Origin of the sequence: Serratia sp. CY37869 (assembly GCF_052168895.1) — a bacterium.
Lineage (GTDB): Bacteria > Pseudomonadota > Gammaproteobacteria > Enterobacterales > Enterobacteriaceae > Serratia > Serratia ureilytica.
The window spans coordinates 12,939-27,446 of the sequence record NZ_JBJNLU010000005.1; the positions used below are offsets into that span (position 1 = coordinate 12,939).

Genomic DNA, 14,508 nt, shown 5'->3' on the forward strand with positions numbered 1-14,508 from the left:
CAGGCGCCTTTTTTACGGTATCGCGCTTAGCGGCGCAGCGCTTCTTCATGCAGCCATTGGGCGACACGTTTGGCGAAGTAGGTCAGCACGCCGTCGGCGCCGGCGCGTTTAAAGCACATCAACGACTCCATCACCGCAGGCTGCTCCTGCAGCCAGCCGTTCTGAATCGCCGCCATGTGCATGGCGTACTCGCCGGACACCTGATAAGCGAAAGTCGGCACACCGAAGGTATCCTTCACCCGGCGCACCACATCCAGGTAAGGCATGCCCGGTTTCACCATCACCATGTCCGCGCCTTCCTGCAGATCCTGCGCAATCTCTTGCAGCGCTTCATCGCTGTTGGCCGGATCCATCTGATAGGTCTTTTTGTTGCCGCCTTTCAGGTTGCCGCTGGAACCCAGCGCATCGCGGAACGGACCGTAATAGCAGGAAGCGTACTTGGCGGAGTAGGCCATGATCTGGGTGTTCACCAGGCCCTGCAGTTCCAGACGATCGCGGATCGCCCCGATACGGCCGTCCATCATGTCGCTCGGCGCCACGATTTCCGCGCCCGCTTCGGCATGAGACAGCGCCTGACGCACCAGAATGTCTTTGGTCACGTCGTTAATCACGTAGCCCTGCTCATCGAGCACCCCGTCCTGACCGTGGGTGGTGTAGGGATCGAGCGCTACGTCGGTCAGAATGCCCAACTCAGGCACCGCGTCTTTCAGCGCGCGCACCGTGCGCTGCACCAGCCCTTCCGGGTTGTAGGCTTCTTCCGCATGCAGCGACTTCAAGCCCGGTTCAATCACCGGGAACAGGGAGATCACCGGCACGCCGAGTTTGGCGATGGTTTCCGCTTCCTTGACCAGCAGATCGATCGTCATGCGCGATACGCCCGGCATCGAGGCCACTTCTTCCTGGCGGTTGCTGCCTTCCATGACGAACACCGGATAAATCAGGTCATTGACCGTCAGTTGGTTTTCGGCGACCAGACGGCGGCTGAAGTCATGACGGCGCACGCGGCGCATACGGCGACCAGGAAAGGTGCCCGGAAATGCATAGCTCATAGTTTTCTCCTAGCTCAAACCAGCCGGAATAGCCGGCGGGCGTTCTCATCGGTTTTTTGCCCCAGCCATTGCGGCTCTTCTTGCCGCCAGACGGCGACCTGATGCACGATGTGGGGCAGGAAACAGGGTTCGTTGCGGCGAGATGCGGGTTTAGGCTGTAAATCCCGGGGCAACAGATAAGGGGCGTCAGTTTCCAGCAGCAGACGCTCGGCCGGGATCTGCGGCAGCAGGGCGCGCAATTCCAGACCGCGCCGCTCGTCGCATACCCAACCGGTAATCCCGATCGACAGGCCCAGCGACAGGCAGCTTGCTAATTCTTCGGCGGTGCCGGTGAAGCAGTGCACCACGGCCGCGGGCAGTTTATCCAACCACGGCGTCAGTAGCTCGGCAAAACGTGCGTGTGCGTCGCGACAGTGAAGAAACACCGGCAGCGCCAACTCCGCCGCCAGCGCCAGTTGCGCGCTGAACGCCGCTTCCTGCTGCTCCGGCGTCGAGAAGTTGCGGTTGAAATCCAGACCGCATTCACCGATCGCCACCACTTCTGGGCCGGCGGCCAGGGCATAAATCTGCTCAGCGCTACGTTCATCCCAGTTGCCGGCGTTATGCGGATGCACACCGGCGGTGGACCAGCAATAGCCCGCATGCTGCTGCGCCAGTTTGGCGGCCTCGCGGCTCTCAGGCAGATCGGTGCCGGTAATCAGCATCCCGGTAACGCCCGCCGCGCGGGCGCGCTCCACCACGGTCTCGCGGTCTTTGGCGAATTGGCTGCTGGTGAGGTTAACGCCGATATCAAACATGGTTTTTTCCAAAGCAAAAGCCGCCCTATGGGCGGCTTCGCAATCAATGTGGATCAGGGCGCTGGGGGTTCGTCACCCTCGTCGTCGTCTTCCGCCTGCGGACGGCGTTTGCCGGTATAGAAGCGAGCGAAGAATACCCCCACTTCAAACAGCAGATACATCGGTATCGCCAGCAGGGTTTGCGAGAACACGTCCGGCGGCGTCAACAACATGCCGACCACAAACGCGCCGACCAACACATACGGCCGTTTCTTCTTCAGGTCTTCCGGCGAAGTGACGCCGCTCCAGCACAGCAGAATGATGGCGACCGGCACTTCGAAGGCGACGCCAAACGCCATAAACAGCGCCATGACGAAATCGAGGTAGTTTTTAATGTCGGTCGCAATGGTCACCCCCATCGGCGCGGTCTTGGCGAAGAAGCCGAAGGCCAGCGGGAACACGATGAAGTAGGCGAAAGCCATGCCGAGGTAAAACAACAGGCTGCTGGACACCAGCAACGGCATCATCAGGCGGCGTTCATGCTTGTACAGCGCAGGCGCGATGAACGCCCATACCTGATACAGGATCATCGGCGCGGAGACGAACACCGAAACGATCATGGTCAGCTTGATCGGGGTGAAAAACGGTGACGCCACGTCGGTGGCGATCATGCTCGCGCCGGCCGGCAACTGCTTGAGCAGCGGCGCAGAAACCAGCTGGTAGATGTCGTTGGCGAAAAACACCAGCACCACGAACACCGCCAGTACGCAAATAATCGAGTTCAACAGCCGCTTGCGCAGCTCTATCAGATGACTGATAAGGGGTTGGGTATCTTCAACAGCCATGTATTAACGATCGCCACTAGGTTGGTGAGACGCTGGGGTTTTATCCGCAACAGGTTCGACAGGAGCAGGCGCGGTTTCCACCGGCGCTTTAGCGGGTTGCGCCGCCACTGGCGCAGCCACGACGGCTTCAGGTTCCACTGCCGGTTTTGGCACGGCGGCGGGCGCGCTGGCGCTGGTTGCCGCTTCCGCCGGCGTCACGCCGTCGTGCAAGGCTTCCGGATCGATGGCCTGCGGGTTATGGATGGTGTTCGCCAGCTCTTCTTTCTCGCCCCGGTAGGTGCGTTTCAAGGATTCCGCCGCGTCTTTCAGCTCATCCATCGACGCCTTCAACTCCGGCGTCAGGTTCTGCAGGCCGGCCTGTTCGGCTTTCTTCAGGCTGTCCTGCAGCTCCTGCAGCTTCAGCTCCTGAGACAGTTCGTGCTGCACCGAGGCCGCCAGCGAGCGCAGCGCGCGGATCCAGCCCGATACCGTTCTGACCGCAACCGGCAAGCGTTCCGGCCCCAGAACAACCAGGCCGATCACCAGCACCAGCAGCAGCTCACTAAACCCAATGTCAAACACGGTTTATACCTGCTCTTTGTTCTTCGACTCTTCCGGTTTCACTTCCGGCTGCTTATCGGTAATAGGCTTGGCCGAGAAATCAGCGTCATCCAGGCTGCTTTTTTCAGCCGTGTTGGGGGTCGACGGCGTATCGTCACCGATCGCTTTTTTGAAGCCCTTGATCGAGGCGCCGAGATCGGAACCCAGCGTGCGCAGTTTTTTGGTGCCGAACAGCAGCACCACGATCACTGCGATGATCAACAATTGCGTAATACTAATACCGCCCATTTTAATTACCTCTAATTTTAAGGGGTCTTTTAAAGCCAGCCCGCATTATAGAGCCGACTTCACCAGAGTAACGAATTAAATCAGGTGGTTCGCTTCCAGCCAATCACCCAGCATACGATGCCGGCGGCCATCATCCAGGCGGGGAACACCTCGATTTGCCCCAGCAGCAACAGCGTGCCGCTTACCAACAGTGTAGCGCCAACGCCGAACAAATAACGTGACTGCCCCTGACGAACCCGCTGAGCCTGCATCTGGTTGGTCAGCTTATCAACGCTTTGTTGCAACAGTTTATGCTGCTGCAGGCTGTCGTAAAACAGCTCGGGCAGCTCGGGCAGTTTCTCCGCCCAGAACGGCGCCTTCTCTTTCAGCGCGCGCACCACGGCGGGAATGCCGACCTGATCGCGCAGCCAACTCTCGAGGAACGGCTTGGCGGTGGTCCACAGATCCAACTGCGGGTAAAGCTGACGCCCCAGCCCTTCAACATACAGCAAGGTCTTCTGCAATAACACCAGCTGCGGCTGCACTTCCATATTGAAGCGGCGCGCGGTGTTGAACAGGTTCAGCAGCACGTTGCCGAAGGAGATCTCCGCCAGCGGCTTCTCGAAAATCGGTTCGCACACGGTACGGATGGCGAATTCGAAGTCTTCCACGTTGGTGTCGCGCGGCACCCAGCCGGAGTCGACGTGCAGTTCCGCCACCTTGCGGTAATCGCGGTTGAAGAAGGCGATGAAGTTTTCCGCCAGATAGCGTTTGTCATCCTTGTTCAACGAACCGACGATGCCGCAGTCGATGCCGATGTAGCAAGGATCTTCCGGATGTTCGTAGCTGACGAAAATATTACCGGGATGCATGTCCGCATGGAAGAAGCTGTCGCGGAATACCTGGGTAAAGAACACCTGAACGCCGCGTTCCGCCAACAGTTTCATGTTGGTGCCCTGCTGCTCCAGCGTGGCGATGTCCGAGACCGGAATGCCGTAGATACGCTCCATCACCAACACGCTTTCGCGGCAGTAGTCGGAGTAAACTTCCGGCACGTACAGCATCGGGCTGCCGTCGAAATTGCGACGCAGCTGAATGGCGTTGGCCGCTTCGCGCAGCAGGTTCAATTCGTCCAGCAGGGTTTTTTCGTACTCGCGCACCACTTCGCGCGGACGCAGGCGGCGGCCGTCCGGCAACAGCTTCGGCACCCAGCCTGCCAGCCGGTACATCAAGCGCACGTCGGCTTTGATAATCGGCCCGATATCCGGCCGGATCACCTTCAGCACCACTTCCTGGCCGGTGGTTTTCAGCCGCGCGGTATGCACCTGCGCGATCGAGGCGGACGCCAGCGGCTGCTGCTCGAAGTCGTCGAACCAGGTTTCCAGCGGGCCGCCCATCGCCAGCTCGATATGCTTGCGCGCCAGCGCACCGTCGAAAGGCGCCACCCGATCCTGCAGCAGCGTCAGCTGATCGGCAATGTGCGGCGGGAACAGATCGCGGCGGGTAGACATCATCTGGCCGAACTTGATCCAGACCGGCCCCAATTCCTGCAGCGCCAGCCGCAGACGTTCGCCCAGCGGTTTGTCCTTGTGCCGATTAGGCATCCAGAACAGCAGCCGGCGGCCGAAGCGCAGCGGCAGCGTCAAACGCATTGTCGGGATCAGCTCGTCCAGCCCATAGCTGAGAAAAACGCGGACGATAAAATACAAACGGCGCAGTTCGCCTGGGGTCATCGCTTGCCCTCCAACTTATCCATGCGGGCAATCAGCGCTTCCGCGCTGCGGGCGAGCGCATCCACTTCTTCATTGAACCACACCACTTCCAGCGGCCCCGGCGCCAGACGCCACTCTTCCGTCAGCGCCTCAGCCATGTCTTGCTGCCGACGCATCAATCCGGCCTTGAGTAACGAAGCACCTTTGCCCAGCGCCTGCGTAATGCCTTGAGCGGCGATATCGCCGATATAGGGCGCCAGCCATTCCGCCGGATCCCACTCCGCCAGATCGAGCAGGCCAACCAGCTGTTGCACCACCTGAATATCCCCTTCCACCGTCAATTCGCCGCTGCGCATCAGCACCGGCAACTGCTGGCGATCGCGCAGCTTCAGTAAGGAGGGAATGCGGCTGCGCACCGTGCAATCGGCGCTGTCTTCAGACTGCCCCAGCACATCCACGCGCAGTTCGCTGAACACCAGCACCAGCGGTGAAGCCAACTCTTCCAGTTCGATGCGCAGCACCTTGCCCGCCAGGCGTTGGCGAGCGGCTTTCATGCTGCGATCGCGAAACAGCAGGTTATTCAGCGAGGTTTCCAGCGCACCGGTCAGCAGAGGGGTAAACAGCATCGGCATCTCCCTCTCAGAACTTGAAGCCGCGATGCAGGGCGACAATCCCACCGGTCAGGTTGAAATAGGTGACGTTTTCAAAACCGGCGTTGCCCATCATGCCCTTCAGGGTTTCCTGATCGGGGTGCATACGGATCGATTCCGCCAGATAGCGATAGCTGTCCGGATCTTTCACTACCAGCTCGCCGATCTTCGGCAGCACGTGGAAAGAGTATGCGTCGTAAGCTTTGCTCAGCGGCGCCAGCAGCGGTTTGGAGAACTCCAGCACCAACAGGCGGCCGCCCGGCTTCAGCACGCGGAACATCGAACGCAGCGCTTTGTCTTTGTCGGTGACGTTACGCAGGCCAAAGGAGATGGTGATGCAATCGAAGTAATTGTCCGGGAACGGCAGCGCCTCGGCGTTGGCCTGCACGTAATTGATGTTGCCGACGATGCCGCGATCGCGCAGCTTCTCGCGCCCCATCTTCAGCATCGAATCGTTGATGTCCGCCAGCACCACCTGCCCCTGCTCGCCAACCATGCGGGAGAACTTGGCGGCCAGGTCGCCGGTGCCACCGGCCAGATCCAGCACGCGCTGCCCGCGGCGCACGCCGCTGCAGTCAATGGTGAAACGCTTCCAGATACGGTGGATGCCGAACGACATCAGGTCGTTCATCACGTCATACTTTGCCGCTACCGAATGAAAAACGTCCGCCACCATGGCCTGTTTTTCGTCTCTAGCGACGGTGCGAAAACCGAAATCGGTGGTTTCCTGCGATTGATCTGCCATTGTCCTGCCTGCTATTCAGTCAATTTTGTGTGGATGAGTGTACCAGAAGCCCGAGGAATACCCCACCTCGCCACGGCCTCAGCCGTGCGAAACGAAGCCCGGTTCCCCGGTGGTATCATCATCGTCGTTCGTCTGCGGCAGCGCGGCGACCTCGTCGTCGTTCGCCTCTTCCGCTTCATCGTGTTGCGCGCCGGCTTGCTGCGCCAGCAGCGGGTTTATCGGCCGCTTGACCTCAACCCCCAGCGCGCGGAAACCTTCAATTTGGCCGATAAGATTACCACGGCCTTCGCTCAGTTTGTTCATCGCCTGACGATAACTGCCCTGCGCCTTGTCCAGGCTCTGCCCCAGCGCGGACATATCGTCCACGAACAGCCGCATCTTGTCATACAGTTTCGCCGCACGCTCGGCGATGCGCTGGGCATTCTGGCTCTGATGCTCATAGCGCCACAGGTTGGTGATGGTACGCAGCGCCACCAGCAACGTGGTCGGGCTGACCAGCATGATGTTGTGCTTGAGCGCTTCGCTGATCAGCTCCGGCTCGCGATCGATAGCCAGCAGGAAGGCCGGCTCGACCGGAATGAACATCAGCACATAGTCCAGCGAACGCAGCCCCGGCAGCTGCTGGTAGTCCTTGCGGCCCAGCATGCGAATGTGGCCGCGCAGCGAAGCGATATGTTCGCTCAGCGCCGCTTCGCGCTCCGCCTCGTCTTCACCGTTGAAATAGCGCTCGTAGGCGATCAGCGACATCTTGGCGTCGATCACGACATCCTTGCCCTGCGGCAGGCGCACGATCACATCGGGCTGCATGCGGCTCTGATGATCTACCCGCACGTTGACCTGCGTTTCATACTCGTGCCCTTCGCGCAGGCCGGAGGCCTCCAGCACCCGGCTCAGCACCACTTCACCCCAGTTGCCCTGGGTCTTGTTGTCGCCTTTCAGCGCCTTGGTGAGGTTGATGGCCTCGCGCGCCATTTGCGCATTCAACTGCTGCAGATTGCGTATCTCGTGCGTCAGCGTATGGCGCTCACGCGCCTCCTGGCCAAAGCTGTCCTGCACCTGCCGGCGGAAACCGTCCAGTTGTTCGCGCAGCGGCAGCAGTAACCGATCCAAACTTTGCTTATTTTGCTCGTCCACCTTGCGGCCGCTGTGTTCAAAAATGCGGTTGGCGAGGTTTTCAAACTGGGTAGTGAGGCGCTGTTCGCTGTTGATCAGCAGACGCTGCTTCTCCTCCGCCGCCATGCGCGTCTCTTCCAGACGGATGGTGACTTCGCGCAGCTCGGCCTCCTGCGCGCTGTTCACCTCGCGCTGGGCGCGCAGCTCTTGGTTGAGCAGCTCGCATTCGTTGCGCCAATGGTTGAGCTGTTGCAGTTTTTCATGCCCGGCCGCCAGCTGGCTGTGCAGGTTGCGCAGCTCCAGCTCGTTCTGGCGCGACTGCTGTTCGTGGCGCAGCAGGGCCTCCTGCCGCACGGCCGTCTCCTGCTGCGCCTGCTGCAACGCTTGCTCCAGCAACCGCAGTTCGGTTTCATGTTGCGCGTTCGTCTGCTGCACTCGCAGACTGGCGATCAGCCACCCTAACAGCATGCCGATCGCGACGCCGCCAATCCCATAAATCAGACTGGTATCCACCCTGCCTCCTGTTGCACCTTGCCGTTCCGGCGTTTCGCACGCCCATTGCCCGTCACGTTAAGGGGAGGCTGTATGGATGTCCAGCCTGATTTTGCCCGCCGCGCACAATATTGCGCGGCGCTGCGCAATTTAGCGAGAAATCAGCCCAGCCACTGGCTGAGCCACTTGATGCCGAACGCCCCCGGCGCCAGAATGCCGAACGCCCAGATCATCGCCGACGTGACGTTGGCCAACTGGAAGTAGCGCTGCGGCATGCCGCAAATGCCCCCCACCAGCGGCACCACGGCGCGCAGCGGGCCGAAGAAGCGGCCAATGAAAATGCCCAGCACGCCCCAGCGCTCAAAGAAGGCGTGGCCGCGCGCCAGCAGCTGCGGATTGCGCGACAGCGGCCACATATGGGCCACCCGATCCTGATAGTGGTAGCCGATCCAGTACGAGAGCCAGTCGCCGAAAAACGCCCCGGCGGCGGCGGCGGCCCAAATCGGCCAAAAGGCGATGCCGCTTTCGCCGATCAGCGCGCCCAGCGCCAGCAGGATCACCGTGGCCGGCAGCAGCAGCGACAAAAACGCCAGCGACTCGCCGAACGCCAGGAAGAAGATGATGGGAATGGCCCAGCCTTCGTGCTGACGCACGACGTCGCTGACCCAGTTAATAACGTCATTGAGGCTCAATGCAGGGCTCCTGATACGCGATGGTTCGCCGCCTAGGATAAGCCGGGGCGAGTTAAACCCCGGCTAAACACGCGGCAATTTACTCGAGGTAGAACGCCCGCAGCACTTCGCGCTGGGCCGCGCCCAGGCCGTATTCCGCTTCCAGCCAGCGGTCGGTGGAGCCGTATTGTTGGCGGATGCAGCCCAGCGCCGTCATCAGGAACTCCTCGCGCGCGCTGAGCACGTAGGCGAATTGCTCCAGCGCCGCCGCATTCAACTTGATAGACAGCTGATCCAGCATCTGCTCGCGGAAAGCGGCCAGCGTGGTTTCGGTCAGCAGATAGTCTTCCAGCACCGTCGCTTCGTCGGCCCCCAGCGCGAACAGCACCAGCGCCGAACCGACCCCGGTGCGATCCTTGCCGACCGCGCAGTGTTGCACGATTGCGCCGCCGCCGGGGTTGCTCAACAGCTGCGCCAACCGCTGATAGGCCGCATTGCCGAACGGCAGGCGGCGATACAGCTCCAGCATGAACGCCCGGGCGTCGAAAGCGGCCAGCGTTTCGTTGGTGAGCTTTTCCAGGTTGGCGTTGACTTCGCTGCTCAGCGGGTTGGCCGGCACGTGGTGATAGTCGGCGCCATTCCACAGAATATCCGGTTTGGCCTGCACTTCGTCGGCATCGCGGTAGTCCAGCACCGAACGCACCGGCACCCCAGCGAGGAAAGTGCAGTCGTTTTCCGTCAGCCGCTCGAGAGAACCGGAGCGGAACAGCAGGCCGCGTTTGATGCGGCGCCCGTCGGCCACGCCGTTGCCGCCGAAGTCACGGAAGTTAATGCCGCCGTCGAGCGGCGCAAGCGAAGGATGAAGCAGGATCTGGGCGGTCATAAACGTCCTCGTTGTTTTTGTTCTGACAACGCGCGGCAGCCATCGGCGCAGCGCTGAGGAGTATCACCGTAACAGATTAGCCGCGAATGGAAAAACGGACCGCGTCGGCGGCCCGTTCAGTCCGTTGACAAAGGAGGAAAAAACGCGGTTTTTCCTCCTTTGTGGTCATCAGCCGAAAATCAATGAATTGATTTTCCCTGTTTGTTATCCGCTGCTTTCTGCAAACCGGGCAATGGCATGAGGTTTGTCATCAATCTCAACGGACCGCGTCGGCGGCCCGTTGAGGGAAGGTGATTACAGCAGACGGCGGGCGGCGTCCACCACGATCTGCACCGCTTTGCTTTCGGTGTTTTTCATGGTCTCGGCGTTCGGGATCTCTTGCTGGGTGCGGTTAACGATCACCCCGGCCACCATGCCGGCGCGCAGGCCCTGGCTGGCGCACATGGTCAGCAGCGTGGCGGATTCCATTTCATAGTTCATCACGCCCATCGCCTGCCATTCTTCCATCGAGCCTTTGAAACGGCTGACCACGCGGCCAGAGTAGGTATCGTAACGTTCCTGGCCCGGATAGAAGGTATCGGAAGAAGCCGTCACGCCAATGTGGGTGGTGGCGCCGCTGGCTTTGGCCGCTTCCACCAGCGCGGTGGTGCAGGCGAAGTCCGCGACCGCCGGGAACTCCATCGGCGCAAAGTGCAGGCTGGCGCCGTCGAGGCGTACCGCTGCCGTAGTCACCAGTACGTCGCCGACGTTGATGTTCGCCTGAATGGCGCCGGTGGTGCCGATACGCAGGAAGGTGCGGATGCCCAGCTGCGCCAGCTCTTCCACCGCGATAGAGGTAGACGGGCCGCCGATGCCGGTGGAGCAGACGATCACCGCCTTGCCATCCAGCTCTGCGCGCCAGGTGGTGAATTCACGATGGGAGGCCAGATGCACCGGATTTTCCATCAGCTTGGCAATTTTCTCTACGCGCTGCGGATCGCCCGGCACGATGGCAAGCTGGGCCCCTTGTAAATCGTTCTTGGTGAGGCCGAGATGAAAAACATCAGACTGAGACATACGAGACTCCTCATGGATCATGTTTATTGGGAGGAACAAAAAAGCACTCTACTGAAAATCGCCGCTTAATTTCGTGACGATAGTCACTATGAAAAGAGAAACAAATTACATGCTACATATTTTTTGTGATTTTTATCACAAAAAAGCACTATAAGGCATCCAGAACGCACCGCTAAACCTCAGTCTAGCCGACAAACCTTGCCGCTCCCTGCCCGTTGATTGCCGGCTGAAACTATTTAGCTCATCAATTCGAAATACCCCCATCTTATCGGTTGCTTAGGGACAAAAAAGCCCTCTAACGCACCTTATGGCACTTACGCGGGCCAAAACGCGTAATAACATGATAAAAAGCGCTTAAAAATGCCGTAAAGCCAGATAATTAGCCGTTTTTTATCGACTTGTCCGAAAGTGCGCCACGCGGCGCCAATAATGGGTAATCTTTCCTATAGTTAATCTCAGCGCTTTTTTCTATTGCACGGAGACCGCAATGAAAACCGAACATGTGATGACATTAGAACAGGCTCAGGGAGGATTCGCCCCGGCCGCCGCGCCGGTAGCCGCCTCCGCGATTATCACCGATGAACAGGGCATTCACGCCGGGCAAACGACTATTCCTTCCCAGGGAGACGCGCTGCCGGCCTACGTCGCCAAACCCGCCGACCACAACGGCCCCTTCCCCATCGTGCTGGTGGTGCAGGAAATCTTCGGCGTCCATGAACATATTCAGGATCTGTGCCGCCGTCTGGCCAAACAGGGCTATCTGGCGATTGCTCCCGAGCTCTATTTCCGCCAGGGCGACGCCAACGACTACACCGATATCGGCGAGCTGTTCCAGCAGCTGGTGACCAAGGTGCCGGATCGTCAGGTGCTGTCGGATCTGGATCACGCCGCGCACTGGGCTATCCGCCACGGCGGCGACGCCGGCAAGCTGGCGATCACCGGTTTTTGCTGGGGCGGCCGCATTACCTGGCTGTACGCGGCGCACAACCCGCAGTTAAAAGCGGCCGTCGCCTGGTACGGCAAACTGGTGGGTGAAAAAACGCTGAATTCGCCGAAGCATCCGGTCGATATCGCCACGCACTTGTCAACGCCAGTGCTGGGGCTGTATGGCGGGCAGGACAGCGGCATTCCGCTGGATACGGTGGAAAACATGCGTCAGGCGATCCGCGCCGCCAACGCCGATGCCGAAATCGTGGTGTATCCTGGCGTCGGGCACGCATTCAACGCCGACTATCGCCCCAGCTACAACGCCGAAGCGGCGGAAGACGGCTGGCAGCGCATGCTGGCGTGGTTCGCCCAGCACGGCGTCAAGTAATCCCCCTCGCATAAAAAAGGGCGCCGAAGCGCCCAATCATCACACCAGTAAATCTATCTGCGGCGGTTTACCCGCCGCACGGCATCACGCGTGCTCGCGCAGGCGCTGCGCCGCCAATACCATGTTGGCCAGCGACTGCCGGGTTTCAGGCCAACCGCGAGTTTTCAGGCCGCAATCGGGGTTGACCCACAGGCGTTCCGCCGGGATGTTCTGCGCCGCTTTACGCAGCAGCGCTTCGATCCATTCCACGCTCGGCACGTTCGGCGAGTGGATATCGTAGACGCCCGGCCCGATTTCGTTCGGGTATTCGAACTCTTTGAAGGCTTCCAGCAGATCCATATCGGAACGCGAGGTCTCGATGGTGATCACGTCGGCGTCCAGCGCGGCGATGGAGTCCATGATGTCGTTGAACTCGCAGTAACACATGTGGGTGTGGATCTGGGTGTCATCCTGCGCCACGGCGGCGTTCAATTTGAAGGCGTCCACCGCCCAGTTCAGGTAGGCGGCCCAGTCGGATTGTCGCAGCGGCAGCCCCTCGCGCAGCGCAGGTTCGTCGATCTGAATGATGCCGATGCCGGCTTTTTCCAAATCTTCCACCTCGTCGCGCAGCGCCAGCGCAATCTGCTTGGCGATCACTTCGCGGGTCACGTCTTCACGCGGGAACGACCAGCACAGGATGGTCACCGGCCCGGTCAACATGCCTTTCACCGGCTTGTCGGTCAACGACTGGGCGAATTTGGCCCATTCGACGGTAATGGCTTCCGGGCGGCTGACGTCACCGATGATCACCGGCGGCTTCACGCAGCGGGAACCGTAGCTCTGCACCCAACCATTCTGGGTAAACACGAAGCCGTCGAGGTTCTCACCGAAATATTCCACCATGTCGTTGCGCTCGGCTTCACCGTGCACCAGTACGTCCAGCCCGAGGCGCTCCTGCTCGACGATCGCCTGTTTGATGTGCTCACCGATGCTGGTGCGGTAGTTGCTGCCGTCCAAACGGCCCTGTTTGAAGTCCAGACGCAGGCCGCGGATTTCGGTGGTCTGTGGGAACGAACCGATGGTCGTCGTTGGCCAGGCCGGCAGCTTGAAACGCTCGCGCTGCGCCCTGGCGCGCTCGGCGTACGCGCTGCGGCGTTCGCAGTCCTGCGCGGTGATCGCGGCCAGACGGCACTCAACCTGTGGGTTATGCACGCGGTTCGACTGGCGACGGGCGCGGATCGGCGCGCTGTAGGCGTCCAGCTCGGCCTGTTTCGTCGCGTCAGGCGCGTTCAGCGCCGAGCTCAACAGCGCCAGCTCGGCGCATTTTTGCAGGGCGAAGGCGAACCAGCTTTTCACTTCTTCGTCCAGACGGCTTTCCACGCTCAGATCGATCGGGCTGTGCAGCAGTGAACAGGAGGTGCCGATCCACAGCGGGCGCTGCCCCACCAGCGGCTGCAGACGTTCGAACCAGCGGCTCAGATCGGCGCGCCAAACGTTGCGGCCGTTGATCACGCCCAGCGACAGCAGCCAGTCTTGCGGCAATGCGGCGCTCAGCGCGGCGATATCGTCATGGCCGGCGACCAGATCGACGTGCAGCCCCTGCACCGGCAGCGTGCGAATGGTGTCGAGGTTGTGGCCGACGCTGTCGAAATACGTGGTCAACAGCAACTTAACCTGCCCCTGCAACGCGTCATACGCCGGTTTGAAGGCGTCCAGCCAGGCTTGCGGCAGCTCCAGCACCAGCGCAGGTTCGTCGATTTGCACCCACTCGACGCCGCGCTTCGCCAGCTCCGCCAGCACCTGCTGGTAAACCGGCAGGATCTCTTTCAGCAGCGACAGGCGGTCGAACGGCTCGCCCTTCACTTTACCCAACCACAGATAAGTCACTGGGCCAAGCAACACCGGCTTGATGTGATGCCCCAGCGCCAGCGCTTCGTCCACTTCGTCCAGCAGTTGGGTCCAGCCCAGCTTGAACTGCTGGCCTTGCTGGAATTCGGGCACCATGTAGTGGTAGTTGGTATTGAACCATTTGGTCATTTCCGCCGCGGCCGCCGGCTCGCCGGTCGGTGCGCGGCCACGGCCGATGCGGAACAGCGTGTCCAGATCAATAGAGCCATCCGCATTCTGATGGCGCGCCGGCACGTTGCCCAGCAGCAGGCTGGTGGTCAACACATGATCGTACCAGGCGAAATCGCCGACCGGCACCAAATCCACCCCGGCCTGCCGTTGCTGCTGCCAATGACGAGCGCGCAGCTCGCGGCCAACCGCCAACAGCTCTTCCTGCGTTGAGTTGCCGGCCCAGTAGCTTTCCTGAGCTTTTTTCAGCTCACGTCGTAGCCCAACGCGAGGAAAACCCAGTGTGTGATTCAAAATTGCCATCGTCATATTCCCCATTTAGCCGTCCAGATGTTTACA

At 60.5% G+C, this 14,508-nt stretch carries 14 protein-coding genes; 1 reads left to right on the forward strand and 13 read right to left on the reverse strand.

Annotated features, from left to right (window positions below):
* Positions 1 to 26: 26 nt before the first annotated feature.
* From hemB to udp, 12 genes are all read right to left on the reverse strand, one after another.
* On the reverse strand, positions 27 to 1,049 hold the full coding sequence (gene hemB, locus ACJ8J1_RS21570) for a porphobilinogen synthase (protein ID WP_033644967.1): 1,023 nt from the start codon (positions 1,047 to 1,049) through the stop codon (positions 27 to 29).
* 14 nt (positions 1,050 to 1,063) lie between these two features.
* Positions 1,064 to 1,846: a 3'-5' ssDNA/RNA exonuclease TatD gene (gene tatD, locus ACJ8J1_RS21575; protein WP_033645224.1), complete on the reverse strand. Its 783-nt coding sequence runs from the start codon at positions 1,844 to 1,846 to the stop codon at positions 1,064 to 1,066.
* Between the two features lie 53 nt (positions 1,847 to 1,899).
* Positions 1,900 to 2,670, reverse strand: coding sequence for a Sec-independent protein translocase subunit TatC (gene tatC, locus ACJ8J1_RS21580; protein ID WP_033644968.1), 771 nt, complete (start codon positions 2,668 to 2,670; stop codon positions 1,900 to 1,902).
* A gap of 3 nt (positions 2,671 to 2,673) precedes the next feature.
* Entirely contained in the window at positions 2,674 to 3,231 is a 558-nt protein-coding gene (tatB, locus tag ACJ8J1_RS21585) for a Sec-independent protein translocase protein TatB (protein WP_033644970.1), read from the reverse strand.
* A 3-nt stretch (positions 3,232 to 3,234) separates the two neighbouring features.
* Positions 3,235 to 3,498 carry a Sec-independent protein translocase subunit TatA gene (gene tatA, locus ACJ8J1_RS21590; protein WP_004934452.1) on the reverse strand — a complete coding sequence of 88 codons (264 nt, stop codon included), beginning with the start codon at positions 3,496 to 3,498 and terminating at the stop codon, positions 3,235 to 3,237.
* An 80-nt stretch (positions 3,499 to 3,578) separates the two neighbouring features.
* Positions 3,579 to 5,210, reverse strand: coding sequence for a ubiquinone biosynthesis regulatory protein kinase UbiB (gene ubiB / locus ACJ8J1_RS21595; protein ID WP_033644971.1), 1,632 nt, complete (start codon positions 5,208 to 5,210; stop codon positions 3,579 to 3,581).
* Positions 5,207 to 5,815 carry a ubiquinone biosynthesis protein UbiJ gene (gene ubiJ / locus ACJ8J1_RS21600; RefSeq protein ID WP_033644973.1) on the reverse strand — a complete coding sequence of 203 codons (609 nt, stop codon included), beginning with the start codon at positions 5,813 to 5,815 and terminating at the stop codon, positions 5,207 to 5,209. The genes ubiB and ubiJ overlap by 4 nt, the downstream gene beginning before the upstream one ends.
* 13 nt (positions 5,816 to 5,828) lie before the next feature.
* Positions 5,829 to 6,584: a bifunctional demethylmenaquinone methyltransferase/2-methoxy-6-polyprenyl-1,4-benzoquinol methylase UbiE gene (gene ubiE / locus ACJ8J1_RS21605; RefSeq protein WP_004934443.1), complete on the reverse strand. Its 756-nt coding sequence runs from the start codon at positions 6,582 to 6,584 to the stop codon at positions 5,829 to 5,831.
* Between the two features lie 78 nt (positions 6,585 to 6,662).
* Positions 6,663 to 8,210 carry a DNA recombination protein RmuC gene (gene rmuC / locus ACJ8J1_RS21610; protein ID WP_033644974.1) on the reverse strand — a complete coding sequence of 516 codons (1,548 nt, stop codon included), beginning with the start codon at positions 8,208 to 8,210 and terminating at the stop codon, positions 6,663 to 6,665.
* A 140-nt stretch (positions 8,211 to 8,350) separates the two neighbouring features.
* The gene (locus ACJ8J1_RS21615; protein ID WP_004934438.1) at positions 8,351 to 8,881 is read right to left on the reverse strand and encodes a DedA family protein; all 531 of its coding nucleotides are present in this window, start codon (positions 8,879 to 8,881) and stop codon (positions 8,351 to 8,353) included.
* Positions 8,882 to 8,960: 79 nt separating this feature from the next.
* Positions 8,961 to 9,743, reverse strand: a complete 783-nt coding sequence (locus ACJ8J1_RS21620) for a tyrosine-protein phosphatase (protein ID WP_033644975.1) — start codon at positions 9,741 to 9,743, stop codon at positions 8,961 to 8,963.
* A gap of 294 nt (positions 9,744 to 10,037) precedes the next feature.
* Positions 10,038 to 10,799: a uridine phosphorylase gene (gene udp, locus ACJ8J1_RS21625; RefSeq protein WP_004934432.1), complete on the reverse strand. Its 762-nt coding sequence runs from the start codon at positions 10,797 to 10,799 to the stop codon at positions 10,038 to 10,040.
* A 487-nt stretch (positions 10,800 to 11,286) separates the two neighbouring features.
* Between udp and ACJ8J1_RS21630 the strand changes: the two genes are divergently transcribed.
* Entirely contained in the window at positions 11,287 to 12,114 is an 828-nt protein-coding gene (locus ACJ8J1_RS21630; RefSeq protein WP_033644976.1) for a dienelactone hydrolase family protein, read from the forward strand.
* A gap of 84 nt (positions 12,115 to 12,198) precedes the next feature.
* On the opposite strand, the gene metE is transcribed toward ACJ8J1_RS21630, so the two are convergent.
* On the reverse strand, positions 12,199 to 14,487 hold the full coding sequence (gene metE / locus ACJ8J1_RS21635; protein ID WP_080273426.1) for a 5-methyltetrahydropteroyltriglutamate--homocysteine S-methyltransferase: 2,289 nt from the start codon (positions 14,485 to 14,487) through the stop codon (positions 12,199 to 12,201).
* Positions 14,488 to 14,508: the final 21 nt, after the last annotated feature.

Excerpts from the sequence above, each read along its gene's own strand:
- tatC (WP_033644968.1), bottom strand. The coding sequence starts at position 2,670 with ATGGCTGTTGAAGATACCCAACCCCTTATCAGTCATCTGATAGAGCTG.
- metE (WP_080273426.1), bottom strand. The coding sequence starts at position 14,487 with ATGGGGAATATGACGATGGCAATTTTGAATCACACACTGGGTTTTCCT.
- tatA (WP_004934452.1), bottom strand. The coding sequence starts at position 3,498 with ATGGGCGGTATTAGTATTACGCAATTGTTGATCATCGCAGTGATCGTG.
- udp (WP_004934432.1), bottom strand. The coding sequence starts at position 10,799 with ATGTCTCAGTCTGATGTTTTTCATCTCGGCCTCACCAAGAACGATTTA.
- ACJ8J1_RS21630 (WP_033644976.1), top strand. The coding sequence starts at position 11,287 with ATGAAAACCGAACATGTGATGACATTAGAACAGGCTCAGGGAGGATTC.
- hemB (WP_033644967.1), bottom strand. The coding sequence starts at position 1,049 with ATGAGCTATGCATTTCCGGGCACCTTTCCTGGTCGCCGTATGCGCCGC.
- ACJ8J1_RS21620 (WP_033644975.1), bottom strand. The coding sequence starts at position 9,743 with ATGACCGCCCAGATCCTGCTTCATCCTTCGCTTGCGCCGCTCGACGGC.
- tatD (WP_033645224.1), bottom strand. The coding sequence starts at position 1,846 with ATGTTTGATATCGGCGTTAACCTCACCAGCAGCCAATTCGCCAAAGAC.
- ubiB (WP_033644971.1), bottom strand. The coding sequence starts at position 5,210 with ATGACCCCAGGCGAACTGCGCCGTTTGTATTTTATCGTCCGCGTTTTT.
- ubiE (WP_004934443.1), bottom strand. The coding sequence starts at position 6,584 with ATGGCAGATCAATCGCAGGAAACCACCGATTTCGGTTTTCGCACCGTC.
- ubiJ (WP_033644973.1), bottom strand. The coding sequence starts at position 5,815 with ATGCTGTTTACCCCTCTGCTGACCGGTGCGCTGGAAACCTCGCTGAAT.